Source organism: Metabacillus sp. SLBN-84 (assembly GCF_053629595.1).
Genome location: NZ_JBRJIP010000001.1, coordinates 2,971,094 through 2,986,353, shown reverse-complemented (window position 1 = coordinate 2,986,353; position 15,260 = coordinate 2,971,094). Strand labels below are relative to the sequence as shown.

General features: G+C 43.8%; 19 protein-coding genes and 1 pseudogene. 12 read left to right on the top strand and 8 right to left on the bottom strand.

Annotated elements, in window-relative coordinates:
* Positions 1–9 precede the first annotated feature (9 nt).
* From RKD52_RS15235 to RKD52_RS15215, 5 genes are all read left to right on the top strand, one after another.
* The gene (locus tag RKD52_RS15235) at positions 10–855 is read left to right on the top strand and encodes an ABC transporter permease (RefSeq protein ID WP_454100352.1); all 846 of its coding nucleotides are present in this window, start codon (positions 10–12) and stop codon (positions 853–855) included.
* An 11-nt stretch (positions 856–866) separates the two neighbouring features.
* Complete coding sequence (locus tag RKD52_RS15230; protein ID WP_454100351.1) at positions 867–2,201, top strand: LLM class flavin-dependent oxidoreductase; 1,335 nt, start codon at positions 867–869, stop codon at positions 2,199–2,201.
* Positions 2,202–2,226: 25 nt separating this feature from the next.
* Positions 2,227–3,237: an aliphatic sulfonate ABC transporter substrate-binding protein gene (locus RKD52_RS15225; protein WP_454100350.1), complete on the top strand. Its 1,011-nt coding sequence runs from the start codon at positions 2,227–2,229 to the stop codon at positions 3,235–3,237.
* Positions 3,238–3,285: 48 nt separating this feature from the next.
* Positions 3,286–3,573: a DUF2325 domain-containing protein gene (locus RKD52_RS15220; RefSeq protein ID WP_454100349.1), complete on the top strand. Its 288-nt coding sequence runs from the start codon at positions 3,286–3,288 to the stop codon at positions 3,571–3,573.
* 219 nt (positions 3,574–3,792) lie between these two features.
* The gene (locus RKD52_RS15215) at positions 3,793–3,945 is read left to right on the top strand and encodes a Fur-regulated basic protein FbpA (RefSeq protein WP_454100348.1); all 153 of its coding nucleotides are present in this window, start codon (positions 3,793–3,795) and stop codon (positions 3,943–3,945) included.
* Positions 3,946–3,990: 45 nt separating this feature from the next.
* Here RKD52_RS15215 and RKD52_RS15210 read toward each other — a convergent pair whose 3' ends face one another.
* Positions 3,991–4,905 carry an anti-sigma factor family protein gene (locus tag RKD52_RS15210; RefSeq protein ID WP_454100347.1) on the bottom strand — a complete coding sequence of 305 codons (915 nt, stop codon included), beginning with the start codon at positions 4,903–4,905 and terminating at the stop codon, positions 3,991–3,993.
* Positions 4,906–5,418 (bottom strand): RNA polymerase sigma factor, encoded by a 513-nt coding sequence (locus RKD52_RS15205; protein ID WP_454100346.1) that lies wholly within the window; start codon positions 5,416–5,418, stop codon positions 4,906–4,908.
* Positions 5,419–5,729: 311 nt separating this feature from the next.
* Here RKD52_RS15205 and RKD52_RS15200 point away from each other — a divergent pair, with 311 nt between their 5' ends.
* Positions 5,730–6,566: an STAS domain-containing protein gene (locus RKD52_RS15200; protein WP_454100345.1), complete on the top strand. Its 837-nt coding sequence runs from the start codon at positions 5,730–5,732 to the stop codon at positions 6,564–6,566.
* Positions 6,567–6,592: 26 nt separating this feature from the next.
* Here RKD52_RS15200 and RKD52_RS15195 read toward each other — a convergent pair whose 3' ends face one another.
* Positions 6,593–6,991, bottom strand: a complete 399-nt coding sequence (locus RKD52_RS15195) for a hypothetical protein (RefSeq protein WP_454100344.1) — start codon at positions 6,989–6,991, stop codon at positions 6,593–6,595.
* 151 nt (positions 6,992–7,142) lie between these two features.
* Here RKD52_RS15195 and RKD52_RS15190 point away from each other — a divergent pair, with 151 nt between their 5' ends.
* Both RKD52_RS15190 and RKD52_RS15185 read left to right on the top strand, forming a co-directional pair.
* On the top strand, positions 7,143–8,147 hold the full coding sequence (locus RKD52_RS15190; RefSeq protein WP_454100343.1) for an LLM class flavin-dependent oxidoreductase: 1,005 nt from the start codon (positions 7,143–7,145) through the stop codon (positions 8,145–8,147).
* On the top strand, positions 8,144–8,767 hold the full coding sequence (locus RKD52_RS15185; protein ID WP_454100342.1) for a peptidylprolyl isomerase: 624 nt from the start codon (positions 8,144–8,146) through the stop codon (positions 8,765–8,767). The genes RKD52_RS15190 and RKD52_RS15185 overlap by 4 nt, the downstream gene beginning before the upstream one ends.
* 33 nt (positions 8,768–8,800) lie before the next feature.
* Here RKD52_RS15185 and RKD52_RS15180 read toward each other — a convergent pair whose 3' ends face one another.
* The 3 genes from RKD52_RS15180 to RKD52_RS15170 all read right to left on the bottom strand — a co-directional run bounded on the left by RKD52_RS15180 (position 8,801) and on the right by RKD52_RS15170 (position 10,037).
* Positions 8,801–9,091, bottom strand: a complete 291-nt coding sequence (locus tag RKD52_RS15180; protein WP_369732537.1) for an AbrB/MazE/SpoVT family DNA-binding domain-containing protein — start codon at positions 9,089–9,091, stop codon at positions 8,801–8,803.
* 253 nt (positions 9,092–9,344) lie between these two features.
* On the bottom strand, positions 9,345–9,794 hold the full coding sequence (locus RKD52_RS15175; RefSeq protein ID WP_454100341.1) for a hypothetical protein: 450 nt from the start codon (positions 9,792–9,794) through the stop codon (positions 9,345–9,347).
* A 36-nt stretch (positions 9,795–9,830) separates the two neighbouring features.
* On the bottom strand, positions 9,831–10,037 hold the full coding sequence (locus RKD52_RS15170) for a hypothetical protein (RefSeq protein WP_454100340.1): 207 nt from the start codon (positions 10,035–10,037) through the stop codon (positions 9,831–9,833).
* A gap of 145 nt (positions 10,038–10,182) precedes the next feature.
* Between RKD52_RS15170 and RKD52_RS15165 the strand changes: the two genes are divergently transcribed.
* From RKD52_RS15165 to RKD52_RS15155, 3 genes and pseudogenes are all read left to right on the top strand, one after another.
* Positions 10,183–10,503, top strand: coding sequence for an ArsR/SmtB family transcription factor (locus RKD52_RS15165; protein ID WP_454100339.1), 321 nt, complete (start codon positions 10,183–10,185; stop codon positions 10,501–10,503).
* Between the two features lie 26 nt (positions 10,504–10,529).
* Entirely contained in the window at positions 10,530–10,757 is a 228-nt protein-coding gene (locus RKD52_RS15160; protein WP_454100338.1) for a hypothetical protein, read from the top strand.
* A 340-nt stretch (positions 10,758–11,097) separates the two neighbouring features.
* Positions 11,098–11,334 (top strand): annotated as a pseudogene (locus RKD52_RS15155) (GNAT family N-acetyltransferase); the annotation flags it as partial.
* A gap of 6 nt (positions 11,335–11,340) precedes the next feature.
* On the opposite strand, the gene RKD52_RS15150 reads toward RKD52_RS15155, so the two are convergent.
* Positions 11,341–12,387, bottom strand: coding sequence for a lactonase family protein (locus RKD52_RS15150; RefSeq protein WP_454100337.1), 1,047 nt, complete (start codon positions 12,385–12,387; stop codon positions 11,341–11,343).
* A 209-nt stretch (positions 12,388–12,596) separates the two neighbouring features.
* On the opposite strand from RKD52_RS15150, the gene RKD52_RS15145 reads away from it, so the two are divergent.
* Positions 12,597–13,364 (top strand): SDR family oxidoreductase, encoded by a 768-nt coding sequence (locus RKD52_RS15145; protein WP_454100336.1) that lies wholly within the window; start codon positions 12,597–12,599, stop codon positions 13,362–13,364.
* Positions 13,365–14,374: 1,010 nt separating this feature from the next.
* Here the strand turns inward: RKD52_RS15145 and RKD52_RS15140 are convergent.
* A complete protein-coding gene (locus tag RKD52_RS15140; protein WP_454100335.1) occupies positions 14,375–15,205 on the bottom strand; it encodes an STAS domain-containing protein in 831 nt (276 codons plus the stop codon).
* Between the last annotated feature and the right edge of the window lie 55 nt (positions 15,206–15,260).

The following is a 15,260-nucleotide window of genomic DNA, read 5'->3' as shown; positions in this document are numbered from 1 at the left end:
GAGGTCAATTTGAGCCAAAAAGCATTATGGATTTTTGCACCCGGTCATAAATCACAGCAAGGGGAAACCGCTATAGATGAAGTGAGAAAAAACGGGAAATCATCAGCGATTGCAAGAGGGATGCTGCTTCCCGCAGCTGTATTGGCATTATGGGAGCTCGCGGGGTATCTCGGACTGATTTCCCCGACTCTACTGCCGAGGCCAACCGATATTTTCCTTTCTTTTCTTGATCTTCTGACAGGAGGGAATCTTCTTTATCATTTTCAAGTGAGTCTGCTCCGTGCTATTGGAGGGTTTGTGATTGGAGGATCTCTTGGACTTCTGTTTGGACTGGTAGTTGGTTTTTCCAGTAAGGCAGAAGAAACGATTGATCCCACCATGCAGATGCTGAGAACCATTCCTACTCTTGCTGTCATTCCGCTATTCATTCTCTGGTTTGGTTTTGGTGAGGCATCAAAGCTTTTGTTAATCGCAAAAGGAGCGTTTTTCCCGCTTTACGTGAACACATTTTTAGGAATACGAAGTGTAGATGTAAAGCTGTTTGAAGTTGCTAAAGTCCTTGAATTCAGTAAATGGAAGCAGATCAAACACCTGATTCTGCCTTCGGCCCTGCCAAATATTCTCCTTGGAATTAGGCTCTCGCTTGGCGCAGCGTGGCTTGCACTTGTGGCTGCAGAATTAATGGGATCAAGCGAGGGCATCGGGTATTTAATTACAGATGCAAGGCAGTTCTCGCAGACCACGATTGTATTTGTCGGGATCATTATCTTTGCTGTATTTGGAAAAGCATCTGATTCTTTCGTGCGTCTTTTTGAAAGAAGACTGCTGAAATGGCGTGACAGCTACAAAGGATGAGGAGGAGACGTATGGAGAAAAAAAAGCAGATGCATCTGAATTTGTTTCTCTCGGGCATGGGACATCATGAGGCAGCATGGAGACATCCATCAGCAGAAATTGAACGAATTCATGATATCTCCTATTACAAAGAGATTGTTCAAAAGGCTGAATCAGCAAAGCTTGATTCTATTTTTCTCGCAGACAGATACTCTGTTTCAAAAAAGGGAGCAGCATTCGGCGAGTTTGGAGGGGGAGGCCTCGAACCTCTAACTCTCTTATCCGCCCTTTCAGCAGTTACATCAAAAATAGGCTTAATTGCCACTGTATCTACGTCTTTTAACGAACCTTATAATGTAGCGCGCAGATTTTCATCACTCGATCATATCAGTAAAGGTAGAGCTGGGTGGAATGTGATTACTTCAGGTACAGATGAAGAAGCACAAAATTTCAGCCTGCAGCAGATTCCTCCTCACAGTGAAAGGTATTTAAAAGCTGAAGAGTTTGTGGATGTTGCTCTCAAGCTGTGGGACAGCTGGGAGGAAGATGCGTTTATCGGAGATAAAAAAAACGGCAGGTACGCAGACTCATCGAAAGTACATGAAATTCATCACAAAGGAACATATTTTTCTGTTAAAGGTCCTCTTAACAGCTCCAGGTCTCCTCAGGGACGCCCGGTCATTGTGCAGGCAGGCTCCTCCAAAACAGGAATCAGCTTTGCTGCAAAATATGCAGAGGCCATTTTTACGGCGCAATCGTCTATTGAAGATGCACAAACGTTTTACAAGGCGTTAAAAGCGAAAGCTCTTGAGTTTGGGCGCACAAAAGAAGAAACCATAATTCTTCCGGGTATTTGCCCTGTGATTGGGAGAACAGAGGAAGAAGCGAAAGAAAAGCAAGCGCAGCTTCATGAACTTGCTGATCCGGAGTACAGTCTGATTCAGCTTTCAAAGCGTGTGGGAGCAGATTTGACCGGTTATCCGCTTGACGGTCCGCTTCCCGAGCTTCCGGCTGTCATTCAGGGGCATAAAAGCAGAACACAGCTCATCAGTAATTTGGCTGAAAAAGAACAGCTGACCATCAGACAGCTTTTGCAGAGGCTTGCCGGAGGAAGAGGACATTTTACACTGGCGGGAACTGCCGTTCAGATTGCTGATGAGCTTGAAAACTGGTTTGTTTCTGAAGCAGCGGACGGATTTAACATTATGCCGCAGATAATGAGCGAAGGATTTGATGCCTTTGCCCATAAAGTCATTCCGGAATTGCAGCGCAGAGGTCTTTTCAGACACGAATATGAAGGCAGCACTTTGCGCGGACATTTAGGACTTGCAGCAGTGAAAAAAATGAAAAGACAGGGAATCAAGTAAACTCGTAACAGGAGGGAGTTTGTGTATGAAAAGAGGAAAATGGTTTAAATGGGGCATGTTTGTCAGTTTACTAGTCATGATTCAGCTATATCTGACGGGATGCGGCAACGGCGGCAGTTCTGAAAAGAAAGCAGCTGCATCAGGCGATAATACAGTCGTCCATATAGGGGTGCAGGGTAGCACGGGAATTCTTCCTTACGCCCGGGAGAAAAAATCGTTTGAAGAGGCCTTTGAAAAGGCAGGGGCAAAAGTTGAATGGCATGAATTTGCAAGCGGACCTCCGCATTTTGAAGCACTCGCATCCGGAAAGCTTGACTTTGGGGCAACGGGAGGCACTCCTCTTATTGCCGGACAGTCCGGCGGAATTGATTTTAAGGCTATTGCTGTCACAACAGACGGAAAAAAAGGAAACTCGATTGTCGTGCCAAAGGGAAGCACAATTAAAGAACTTAAGGATTTAAAAGGGAAGAAAATTGCTGTTGCAAAAGGAAGCAGCGCCTACAATTTTTTATATCTTGCGCTTGACCGGGCAGGATTAAAAGACACCGATATAAAAGTCGTTCAGCTGCAGCCTGATGAAGCAAGACCGGCACTCGACAATGGATCCATTGACGCGTGGTCCACATGGGAGCCGTATGTAACAACTGCAGTCTTCCAAACTGGAGCTGAGATATTAGCCAGCGGAGAAGATTTAAACATTAATGCCCCGGGATTTCTGATAGCACGCTCGGATTTTACAGAAGAACACCCTGAACTGACCGTTCTTTTTCTGAAAACATATGAAGAAGTCAGAAAGCAATTCACCGAAAATCTTGATCAAACAGCAAAAGAAATAGCTGATGCTGAAAAGGTGGATGTTGAGATTATCTCTCAAGTATTGAAAAATACAACTCAAATCTTATCACCCGCCACAGCTGAATTTAAAAAAGCCCATCAGGATCAGGCAGACTTTTTATACAAGGCAGGCGGAATCAATAAAAAACTGGATACATCCGAGGTCATTGATAATCAGTATGTGGAGGAGGCTTTGAAATAAGGATTGTAAGTTCTCTCCACAACAATATTGATATAGGAGGAAACCGTGATGAAGAACGTATTGATTGCAGGAGGAGACAGAATAGAACCCATCATTTCAAAGCTTGGGCAGCAGGGAGTGAAAGTTATTTCTCATCTGGACGGCAGAAAACCCAAAATTAAGTTAAAGGAAATTCCAAGCAATGTAGACATCGTTTTAATTCTCACAGATTATATTAACCATAATTTGTCTTCTGTCATAAAAAAGAAAGCACAGAATCAAGCGATTCCTGTCCTATTTTCCAAGCGGTCCTGGACTTCGATTTCAACTGAAATGAAAAAAGCAGGTAATGAGTAGAAAAATCAGGTATTAAATCCGACTTGACACATAGCAATGCTAAAGTAGGGTGTTTATTTCCGCTGATCGGTCAGCCGAAAGCTCATGCATATTATGTATGGGCTTTTTTGATGAAAGAATTCTTATTGTCATATTATCAGCAGTAAACGGCATTAACCATTTTCAGTCATCAGCAAATAAATGCCCAGTCTATTATAAACGGTGAAAGGGGTGCCAAAAATGGGGCACATGATCCGCCGGGCAATTGAAAAGCGGAAAAATCATCTGATTAAAAAGCTGTTAAGCTCCGGAATTTACAAGAAAAATGATCTGCATTTATTTCAATTAACTTTGTCAGAACTTGAAGAAGAGTGCAAACGAGCTGTGAAATAACTTAAACCCCTGATCGGCAGTGATCAGGGGTTTAATAATGTGCAGTTAATCTTCCAGCTCCAAAATCCTCATCGGATCAAACTCAATTTCCTTTGCTCCTTCAGGTGGACCGGCATCGAAAAGCGAATGGTTTTTCTCTGCTTCAATCACCTTGAATTCAACAAGCTGTGGCAGGTCGTCGTTCGATATCTTCACTCCGTCTTCAAAACTGAACTCATTGATCACCCAATTCGTTTCCTGGTCAAACCAGTATTCAACCTTCGACCCGTCATCAAACGTAATTTCGTACATGTCTGCCTTTCTTCCGACATACGTGGTTTCTCCCAGTTTTTTTATTTGGTCGGAATCGAGTCCATTAAAAATATCCTGTGTCATCTGGGAGATGGTGTTATCAAGTTTTTCAGATGTGTAGACATGGTCATCTTTATAATAAGTAAGGCGTGTGGTTCCATCTGAGACTTCGTAATTCCCGTTTTCATACTCCTGCCTGTTTTTTCGACCTGACATATAGGAAATTGTCTTTTTTCCTTGGGGTGATACTTTGACTGTATAGATGACAGGCACAGTTTCTTTTTCTTTTTCTTTTTCTTTATCATCCTCTTTATGCTCAAGAGGTTTGTCCATCTCAAGGAATTTGTCCCCAATCAGCTCGTTCAGCGCTTTTTCGATGGCTGCTTTTACCGGAGGGGTATTCCAGGCTGCAAGGCAAAGGATGAAAAGGGATGCGCATATGAGAGCTGCACGTTTGAGATATTTATATGGATTGTGTTTCTTTCTGGCAGGAATCAAGACAGCTTCCTCTTCCAAAATGAGGTCTAGCGCTTCTTCAAGCTGCAAATATTCCTCAAAAGTCTGAGAGCATCCGTCACACTCCCCAATATGTTCAAGCAAGGCATCCTGTTCTGCTTCAGAAAGTTGGTCAAAAATGAGAATCCGGTCCCGGCACGTTTCGCAGTTCATTTAGAGCACCCCCTTACTTTTAAGTGCTTCCAATAGTTTCTTGCGTCCCCTGAATACTCTAGTTTTGACCTTTGCAAGGGTAATATTGAGCACAGAGGCGATTTCATCATACGAATGGCCCTGGTTTCGCAGAATCAGAATGTTTTTCGTTTCTTGATCAAGTGATTGAAAAACTTCTTTTACTTCTAGCATCATTTCTTTTGAGAGAAAAGCACGTTCAGGAGTTTCGCTGTCCATGGAGCCATGGCGTTTCAATTCTTCGCTTGCGTGCGAAACAGCATCCTGGGTGCGTTTAAGTTTCCGCAAGTGATCGTAGGCTGTATTTTTCGAGAGGATGGTGATCCATGCTTCCATGTTTTCAGGTAGTGCTTTTGTTGAATCCGAGAAATACCGGAATATCTTGATGGAAGCATCCTGGAAAATATCATCGGCCAGAGAGGGATTTTTTATGATTTTTCTGATCGTTCTCTCCATTCTGGGCCGGTGCGTTTCAATCAGTTTTTCAACATTCACGTTCTTCTTCCCACCCTTTTGCCTTACTGACTTGACGTATTTCATTTCAAATTGTTTCGGTAATATGTAAAGAATGTAAGAAATTTATCAAACATCTGTCATTATAGCAGAGGAAAACGCCTTTATTGGTCATTTTTTCTATAAAAAATTCATTTATTAGGTTTAAGTTGATATAAAACAGGGAAATTAAACAACTACCCAATTTTTTGGGGTTCTTTGGCATGTCTTACAAAATCATTCATTTGGCGCTTTTTTAAAGATTGAAGTAAAATAAGAGAAGGAAATGAGCTAGAAGCAGGAGGAGAAACATCGTGCACAGAAACCAGAAATTCTACACCTATTTGCAGCAGCGTGCTCCGCAGTTAACAGAGGAATGGTACGAATCAATTGACCGGTCAGATACTGGAGGCGTTTACGTATCAAATGATCCGGGGGTCATAAAAGCGCTTAAAGCGCAAAATCAGGAATTTCACCAGCGGTTTATTCAAGTCTTCTCTGAAGAAGATGTGGACTTTATGGAATTGTTCGAGGAGTGGATTGTACGCATTGCAAAGGACGGCGAGCATTTAAGCACACCGATTCAATTTGTGATAAAAGAGTTTATGCGTACACGAAGCCAGTATTTAAAAGAGGTCGAAGCATTTATTCAAATGCATCCGAATGAGTACACCAGCGAGAAAATAGAGGCAATAAAAGATCTGATTGTACGAGCTCATGACAGAGTGATCTATCATTTTGTCGTTGAAACGCAAAGAACGTCAGAGCTGCAGCTGAAAGCCCAGCAGGAAATGATTTATGAACTGAGTTCACCCGTGATTAAATTGAAAGGTGAATCGGCCCTGCTTCCTCTAGTAGGAGATATAGATACAGCACGTGCAAAAATGATACTCGAAAATACACTGAAGCAGTGCACGGAAAAAGGTGTTGCTCATTTGTTTATTGATCTCTCAGGCGTAGTGATGATCGATACAATGGTTGCACATCAGATCTTCCAGCTGATTGATGCTCTGAATTTAATCGGCATTAAATCGACTCTCTCAGGTATCCGCCCTGAAATCGCGCTTACGTCCATGCAGCTTGGGCTGACGTTTGAAAATGTTTCGATTAAATCAACCTTGTCAAAAGCGCTTGAAGAAGAAAATAAATAAAATGAGAGCGGACATGTCGTCCGCTCTCATTTTATTTTCTCAAGAACTGCAGATTCAATTTTATGCAAAACCGTCGTCATTTTCCCGTCTATATCCTTTTCCGTTACACCGACTACTTTCCAGCCCTGTTTCCGGATATATTTCCTTTTGCCGAGGTCTTCTATTTTTTCTGCATCCATCATACAGCGGAGTGCAACTCTGTAATAGGGAAGGACCAAATCAAGCGTGTAAGGTCCGCACTTTTCTTTGACCCTGACATAATAGCCATTGTTCCGGAGAGTTGTGTAGAGGCGCTGCTGCACCCTGTTTTCAAAGGAGATCGCCTCTTTGTTTAAATGAGGATCCGGGTTCATGTGAAAACGGAACAGGACAATAAATAGCGGCATCCATATTAAAATCAGAAAGATAAGGGTAATCTGGGTCAAACCTGTCACCTCTGTCTATACGTTCTTTTAACAGGATGTGCCCTGTATTCCGCTGTTATTCGTGGTAAAATAATGAAGATCATGCAGTTCATCATTTTAGTCTGTCAGCCAGTATAATGAACCCATCTCACATTAGAAAGAAGTGGAAGGATTGAAACTCAGTATACTCGATCAGTCCCCGATTTCATCCGGATCCTCAGCGGGAACAGCTCTGAGGGAATCAGCACGTCTTGCCAGGGCGGCTGAAAAAATGGGGTATCACCGCTACTGGATAGCGGAGCATCATGACATGCCCGGTCTTGCCTGTCCTGCGCCTGAAATTATGCTGAGTTATATCGGGGCAGAAACAGAAAAAATCCGCATCGGTGCCGGTGCTGTTTTGCTCCCGCATTATAAGCCCTATAAAGTCGCAGAAACCTTCCATATGCTCTCTGTGCTTTTTCCGGGAAGGGTAGATCTTGGCATCGGCAGGGCACCAGGGGGATCGGCAGAAGCAACGATGGCGTTATCTGACAATTTCCTGGAAAATGTCCGTACAATGCCGCACAAATTTAAAGAGCTGCTTCATTTTATTCATGGTGATTTTCCTGAAGAAAATTTCTATTCCACTCTTAAAGCAGCGCCGGTGCCTGGAGTCCCGCCTGAAGTGTGGCTTCTTGGGACAAGCATAAAGAGCGGAAGGCTTGCTGCGCAGACGGGAACGGCCTTTGCATTTGGAGAGTTTATGAGCGACAAAGACGGGGTGGACATGCTGAAAGAGTACAAAACCCGCTTTCAGCCGAAATATGAGCTGAAACAGCCGAAATCCCTTCTTACCGTGAGTGCTATTTGCGCCGATTCCACTGAAAAAGCAAAAGAGTTAGCCGGAAGTCTCAGACTTTGGCGAATTCAGCAGCTAAAGGGGATCACCGGAGGCATTCCGTCGGTTGAAGAAGCAAAATCCTATACATACAGCCGGGAAGAACGTGAGATGCTGCAGAGCTCAGAAGGTAAATTAATCGCAGGCAATCCCGCAGAAGTAAAAAGGAAGCTGATCGGCATAGCGGGAAAATACGGCGTGAACGAAATCATGATTGTTACAATTACACACAGCTATGAGGACAGGCTGAGGTCGTATGAACTGATTGCAAATGAAATGGGAGAGATGATGACATGAAAAAGACGGCAGTACTGATCATGGCCATGCTTTTGCTCATCCTGACAGCATGCGGAAACAAAGATCAGGAGCAAAGCGCTGAGGAGCCTGTAAAAAAAGTAGATAAAAATCCAATTGTCACCATTACAATGGAAAATGACAAGCAAATCAAAGTAGAGCTGTATCCTGAAGTCGCGCCAAATACGGTTGCTAACTTTATTTCGCTGATTAACGATAAGTTTTATGACGGACTGATTTTTCACCGTGTGATTCCTGAGTTTATGATTCAGGGGGGAGACCCTGACGGAAATGGAACAGGCGGTCCAGGCTATTCGGTTAAAGGAGAGTTCAGTTCAAATGGTTTTGAAAACAGCCTGAAACACGAACGCGGCGTGATCTCAATGGCCCGCTCACAGGAGCCTGACAGCGGAGGTTCGCAGTTTTTTATTATGGTTGCTGACTATCCAAGCCTTGACGGCGAGTACGCATCCTTTGGAAAAGTAACGGAGGGTATGGAAGTGGTCGATGAAATCGTTTCTGTCCAAACGGAGAACGATAAGCCGCTGGAAGACCAGAAAATGAAATCTGTTACTGTTGAAACATTTGGCGAGGAATACAGCGAGCCGGAAAAAGCAGAATAAAAAGCTTACCCCCTGCCATGGCGGCAGGGGGTTTTATGGCCGGATCATAAAGCTCGTGCTGCCTGCCAGTCTGTTTTTTAAGATGTCAACTCCCTCAGGACTGAGGACAACTTTTCCATCGCAGCAAACAAAATTGTCCGGATCAATTTTTCCTGTAATGAAGCATTTTTTCTGGGGCTCAAATTTTCTGATCGTGATGGAATGATGGTCTGCGAATATTTCAACATGATCATAGCGTTTAATGCCTAAGTACTTTCTCCATTTTTGAGGCAATGTGACTCTGCCTTCTGAATCCATTTTTCTTAGCACGGTCTGTGTTCTCATTGTTTTCCATCCTAGTTATGTATTTGTACAGTTTTAAAGCGCTTTCTTTCTGTGTATACGGCTCCACTGAAAATTTTATTTCATGGTCATTAAACCATGCTGAATGAAACCTTAAATTCAGCTTAAATATGCGACATTATGCCCGAATTTTAATGGATCCTATTCACACGCCCTGTTTCTTTAAAGTGAAAAACATTTAATTGAGGCTTTTGGAGCTTGTAGGACAGGATAAAAATGCATAAAAAAACTGATTTTACCACCAGGTGAAATCAGTTTCAGATGGAACTGTGTTCGTGATAAATGAAAGGTCTTCTTCTGAAAGACCGTAAACGGCAAGTTCAGTGCCCCAGTGTCCGGAATGAAGAACAGTCTCACCCCTGAGGATCAAGTTCACCGTAAACCATTTCATCCGGCCGTTTTTTAAATGGTTCTTAACCAGGAACTCAGACAGAGCGGGTGTTTTCTTTACGGTAAATATAATGAGATCCCCGTCATCGGCAGCAGCGGCTTTCTCTTCAAAATGACTGAGTTCATTCATTGCTGCTTTCTCATCTTTCCAGCAATGAATCTCAACCGTATCTGCCTTAGTCAGGAAATAAGAAATGATTTTCTCCCAATAGTCATAGGTTTCTCCAATGGGAGACTGAAAGCCTGAATCATCGGGTGAATAAGAAGGGATTGCAAGCAGTACATTTCGGTTCAAATCACGATTGCTCCTTTTCATAGTTTTAGGCATTCCTTATTTTCTCTCCTCGTATTCTTCATATCTTGCTTCATGTTTGCTTTCACTTAGGGGAATTTCATTCTGATAGTTTCGGACGAGGCCGTTGTCAATATCATTCATGGGTGTGTACTCATTGTTAGGCAGCCTGCGGTTTTGTCTAAGCAGATTGAAAATGAAAAACCCGACGGCAGCAACGACGCAAATCAGATAAATAGTTTCCAAGCACAGCACCTCCTGGTCATTATAGGTTTATAGTTCTTTTTTAATGTATGAGAATCCTGCATGATAGATAACGAACTTCAATTATTAAGCATATATTCCAATATTTTCTTGCTTGTTACTTACACCTGTAATATAATTATTACATATGAAAAAACAAATGAATGGTGACGATTTGATTAAGCTTCTTGATGCGCTCTCCAATCCGTATCGGATGAAGATTATTGCTATTCTGCACAGGGAGCGTCAGTATGTCAGCCAGCTTGCAAGGGAGCTTGGCATCAGCCGTCCGCTTGTGTATTTGCATCTGAAAAAGCTTGAAGAAGCCGGACTCATAAAGGGGGAGCATGAAATTTCAGACGATGGGAAAGCAATGAAATATTTTGAGCTTGTTCCATTCAGTGTTCCGCTCGATGCCGGAATCATTGCGGAAGCATCAGAAAGCATATCTGAAAAAAAGAAAGAATAAATGTGCAGAACGAAAAGGAGATTTTTATGGGGGATATTATTACTACGCTAGGGCCATTATTATTTTGGATCATCCTCATCATTCTTCCCTTAATCTTTATCATCCGCTATTTTAAACGGATGGAAGCGAGAGCCGAAGAGAGACTGAAACTGGAGAGAGATCACGCGGCTTTTCAGCAGAAACAAGTAAAAGTAAACGAAGAATTAAATCAAAGACTGACTTCAATTGAAAAAATGCTGAAGGAAGTGGAATGAAAAGGAGAGGCTCTAAATGGCTGAAAGCAACAGCATCTGGCAGGGGGAGCTTGTCAGACTCAGGCCTGTTCAGCCGTGATGTTTCACAAAGACGGCATGGATTCAGAGATAGCTAGACTCAAAGAATGCCATTTATGGTCCAAGATCTGAAGAGGGCACAAGAAGATGGACTGAGGCCGAGGCGGAAAAAGGCTGGAACGAGGATGCTGTCAGACTTTCTATAGAGAATGCAGTGGGAGAATTTGCTGGCAGCATCAGCACAGATAAGTGTGATACCCGAAACGGCACATTCAGCTATGGCATCAGTATATTCAGAGAGCACTGGTGAAAGGGATATGCAGGAGATGCCATCAGAATTGTGCTTCGCTATTTCTTTGAAGAACTGCGCTATCAAAAAGCAAATGCTCATGTGTACAGTTTTAATAAGGCTTCGATCAGCCTGCACAGAAATCTGGGCTTTCAAGAAGAAGGCAGAATGAGGAACATGATTTATACGCAAGGCAGCTATCATGACCTGCTCCTGTTTGGAATTACGAGGGAAGAATATAAAAAAATCTCAGAGCCGGTCAGGCTCTGAGATTTTTTATTGATTTAAGAATTTTACGCAAACCGGATAAGGCACATGAACATCTGACTGCAGAAGAGACAGTTTTCCTGTTTCGCGGTTTCTTTCAAACAGGATCAGGCTGCTGCTTTCCTGGTTGGATGCAATCAGGAAGTTTTCAGTTGGATCGAGTGCAAAGTCACGCGGCCAGTTTCCTTCAGTGGACGTGCGTTCTACGAATGTCAGTTTACCTGTGTCGCTGTCAGTTTTGAAAACGGCGATGCTGTCGTGCCCGCGGTTGCCGGCATACACGAATTGTCCATCAGATGAGATGTGAATCGCAGAACCCTGGCTGTTTTCTGTAAAATCCTCCGGAAGAGTGGAGATATACTGAAGCTCTGTGAAGCTGCCGTCTTCCTTATAATCAAGAACAACTACTTCGTTGCTGAGCTCTGTGAGCAGATATGCAATCTTCCCGTTCGGGTGGAACGTCAGATGTCTTGGTCCGCTTCCTCTCTTCAGGTGAAGGCTGTGAACTTCATAAAGTTCACCGTCATTGAGCTCATATGTGTACAGTTTGTCAGTGCCAAGATCAATAGCAGCGACATACTTTTCCTCAGGCGTGAAGCCTGCATAGTGGGCGTGCGGAGCGTCCTGTCTTTCTTCATTAGGCCCTGAACCTTCATGCTTGCGGATGGAAAGGGCGGATGAGAGAGTTCCGCTGATCACATCCATCTCATGGGATTCAATCGTCCCGTTATGGTAATTTGCAGATACAACAAACCGGTTGGTTGAATCAACACTTACGTGGCAGGGTGATGCTCCTTCGCGAAGCTGTCTGTTAAGCTCCGTCAATTCCCCTGTATTCGCATTTCTTGAGTAGGCAACCAACCCTCCTGCGTCCCCGTCTTTTCCAATCGCATATACGAAACGGTTATCTTTGCTTAAATTCAAGTATGTAGGACTGCCGATTTCAGCAGCAACGCTTGGTTCACTCAGTTTTTTTGCATCTGTATCAAGTGTAAAGGAGTAAATGCCTTTGCTGTCTCCCTTTGTATATGTACCGATATACCCGCTGTATTTCATCTTTTATCCTCCTCTAATTGGTATGACCTTATTTTAGCATAAATCCCGCCAAATCAAGTTATTATCCGTATACCCATATCCTTGTCTACCGAAAACGTCTATTTTTGTCGAAAAGGGCGGGGGCTAACGCATCAAATAGTGTAACCTCTTAGACAAACTCTTACTAAGATATTAAAGGATCACACTGCTTTTAGAAAGGAGCAAGGAACTTGAATCTATTCAGCTTGAAAAATAAAACAGCTATTGTTACCGGCGGAGGAAAGGGGCTTGGCGCACAAATGGCAAGAGTGCTTGCACTTGCAGGCGCTAATGTTGTTGTGTGTTCAAGGGATCTTGAAGCATGCGAGAAGGTCAGGGGAGAACTTGTTGCTCTCGGTGTTAAGTCCCTTGCGATTGCCTGTGATGTAACGAGCCAGAAAGATATCCAGAATGTCATCGACCAGACGTTGGCTCACTTTGGAACAATTGATATTTTAATCAACAACAGCGGTACCTCATGGATGGCGCCTGCGCTTGAACTGCCGGCCGATAAATGGGACAAAGTCATGAATGTCAATGTCAGGGGAGTCTTCCTTTTCAGCCAGGCTGCTGCAAAAGTAATGAAAAGCCAGGGCTCGGGCAAGATCATCAATATCGCCTCAGTTACGGGAATGGGAGGAACTCCGGCAGAGCTTATGGATACGATTGCCTACAGCACAAGCAAAGGCGCTGTCATCAGTTTCACGAAGGATCTTGCAGTAAAACTTGCCCCGGACAATATTCAGGTGAATGCAATCGCACCGGGATATTTCCCGACGAAACTGACAAAAATGATTTTAGAAAGAGAAAATGCGGACATTTTAAAAGGGGTGCCTGCCGGCCGATTCGGAACGGACGGAGACCTAGACGGTGTTGTTCTCCTTCTGTCAGGAAAAGCCTCCGACTATATCGTCGGCCAGGTATTTGTCGTAGATGGCGGCATAACCGCTCTAGTTTAAAAAAGGAGAACAATACTTGCACTTTTAAGAACAGGAAATCGCATAACGGGGAATAGACTTCTTTCGTGACATGCATTCAGACGAATATTCTATTCAAATCTGAGTTCGATTAGCTAGTTTATAAAATCAGAGATTCATAAAACGCATGATACACTCTTTAATCTGCTTTAAACCGGATGCACGCAGCCGGCCGTTCGGTCAAACTCAATAATGAAGGGAGGCAATTTATGCTTTTTGATTTAGAATCTATCCTGAAAAGAACCGCTCCAGTAATAGAGTATTTGGGTTATGGGGGAGTTGTTTTTCATTCCGCTTTTATTGACTAAGGATACGGCACAGTATGTTATTAACAGGAAAGCCGGTGTTCAATTAAAAATTGGGAAAGCGGCAGCTCTCCGATGAGTGGCGCCACAAAAGAGGATTCGTGACCTGAAATAGTGGGAGCACTCTGGTGAATGACGCCATAAGTGAGGAATCATGACCTGAAAAAGTGGCAGCACTCTGGTGAGTGGCGCCACAAAAGAGGATTCGTGACCTGAAAAAGTGGCAGCACTCCGGTGAGTGGCGCCACAAAAGAGGATTCGTGATCGGAAAAAGTGGCAGCACTCTGGTGAGTGGCGCCACAAAAGAGGATTCGTGACCGGAAAAAGTGGCAGCACTCTGCTGAATGGCGCCACAAGTGAGGAATCATGACCTGAAAAAGTGGCAGCACTCTGGTGAGTGGCGCCACAAAAGAGGATTTGTGACCTGAAAAAGTGGCAGCACTCCGGTGAGTGGCACCACAAAAGAGGATTCGTGATCGGAAAAAGTGGCAGCACTCTGCTGAATGGCGCCACAAGTGAGGAATCATGACTTGTAAAAGTGGCAGCATTCCGGTGAGTGGCGCCACAAAACATGTTCCATCACCTAGAAAAGCGGCAGCACTTCGGCTAATACTCCACAGGTAGAAACAGAAAAAATCCGAACTAGTTGATTCATAGTTCGGATTTTACGATACATATCATCTTCATTTATTGTCGTCTGAACCCAAGGTCATACAAAGCTTTTCTCATGTTGAATTTGGTTTCGATATGATTAAAATCAAGGCCGAGACTCATGATGGTCTGGGCGATTTCAGGACGGAGGCCGGTGAGGACGGTGTGGATGCCGCTGATCTTAAGTGCGCTGACGATTTTGAAAATCTGGTCTGCCACCATAGTATCAATAATGGGAACTCCGGATACATCCAGGATGACTTCTTCGAGATTCAGGCGGGCGCCCTCTCTAAGGGAAACTTCCATGATCAGTGCGGCCCTTCTTGTGTCAACCGCTCCAACAAGAGGAATAACGGCAATTCCTTCTGCCACCGGCACAACCGGAACAGAAAGCTCTTCCAATGCTGAATAAGCCACTTCCATTAATTCATTGCTGTGGTTTTCATAGACGCTGCCTGTCACACTGCAGGCTCTGTCAATCAGCGGATCAATCATTTTGGAAACATCCAGCATCGTAACGGCGTAGAAGTTGTTTTTGTGAAGCTCTTCGGTCAGAGTGTCCCACAGAGCCGTCCTGTATGCCCCGATTGCACGGAGACACTGGGCCAGCGGGACGTCAAAATGGATGGCTCTTTTTGCTATTTTTATGCTCCACTGGTCTACTTTTTCCTCAACCTTCACATCACACAGAGCCTGTCCCAAATAACCGATCAGTTCTTCCCGGTAGGCAATTCGCTCTTCTAATGGGAATCCCGAATGTTCCAGCTGCTGAGTATGCTTGGCATCTTGGGCGTTCGGGATATTCAAAGTAATTTGACGTGCGTTTTCCTGAATCTTATTGCCTATATAATACAGCTCATCTTTCATGAAAGTTCCCCTTTTAACCGATTGAATAGGTTAAGTATATAGGATTGAAAGGGAA

Bases quoted from the DNA above. Each gene is read 5' to 3' on its own strand.
- RKD52_RS15230 (WP_454100351.1), top strand. From the start codon at position 867: ATGGAGAAAAAAAAGCAGATGCATCTGAATTTGTTTCTCTCGGGCATG.
- RKD52_RS15225 (WP_454100350.1), top strand. From the start codon at position 2,227: ATGAAAAGAGGAAAATGGTTTAAATGGGGCATGTTTGTCAGTTTACTA.
- RKD52_RS15220 (WP_454100349.1), top strand. From the start codon at position 3,286: ATGAAGAACGTATTGATTGCAGGAGGAGACAGAATAGAACCCATCATT.
- RKD52_RS15215 (WP_454100348.1), top strand. From the start codon at position 3,793: ATGGGGCACATGATCCGCCGGGCAATTGAAAAGCGGAAAAATCATCTG.
- RKD52_RS15210 (WP_454100347.1), bottom strand. From the start codon at position 4,905: ATGAACTGCGAAACGTGCCGGGACCGGATTCTCATTTTTGACCAACTT.
- RKD52_RS15185 (WP_454100342.1), top strand. From the start codon at position 8,144: ATGAAAAAGACGGCAGTACTGATCATGGCCATGCTTTTGCTCATCCTG.
- RKD52_RS15180 (WP_369732537.1), bottom strand. From the start codon at position 9,091: ATGAGAACACAGACCGTGCTAAGAAAAATGGATTCAGAAGGCAGAGTC.
- RKD52_RS15165 (WP_454100339.1), top strand. From the start codon at position 10,183: ATGAAAAAACAAATGAATGGTGACGATTTGATTAAGCTTCTTGATGCG.
- RKD52_RS15160 (WP_454100338.1), top strand. From the start codon at position 10,530: ATGGGGGATATTATTACTACGCTAGGGCCATTATTATTTTGGATCATC.
- RKD52_RS15150 (WP_454100337.1), bottom strand. From the start codon at position 12,387: ATGAAATACAGCGGGTATATCGGTACATATACAAAGGGAGACAGCAAA.
- RKD52_RS15140 (WP_454100335.1), bottom strand. From the start codon at position 15,205: ATGAAAGATGAGCTGTATTATATAGGCAATAAGATTCAGGAAAACGCA.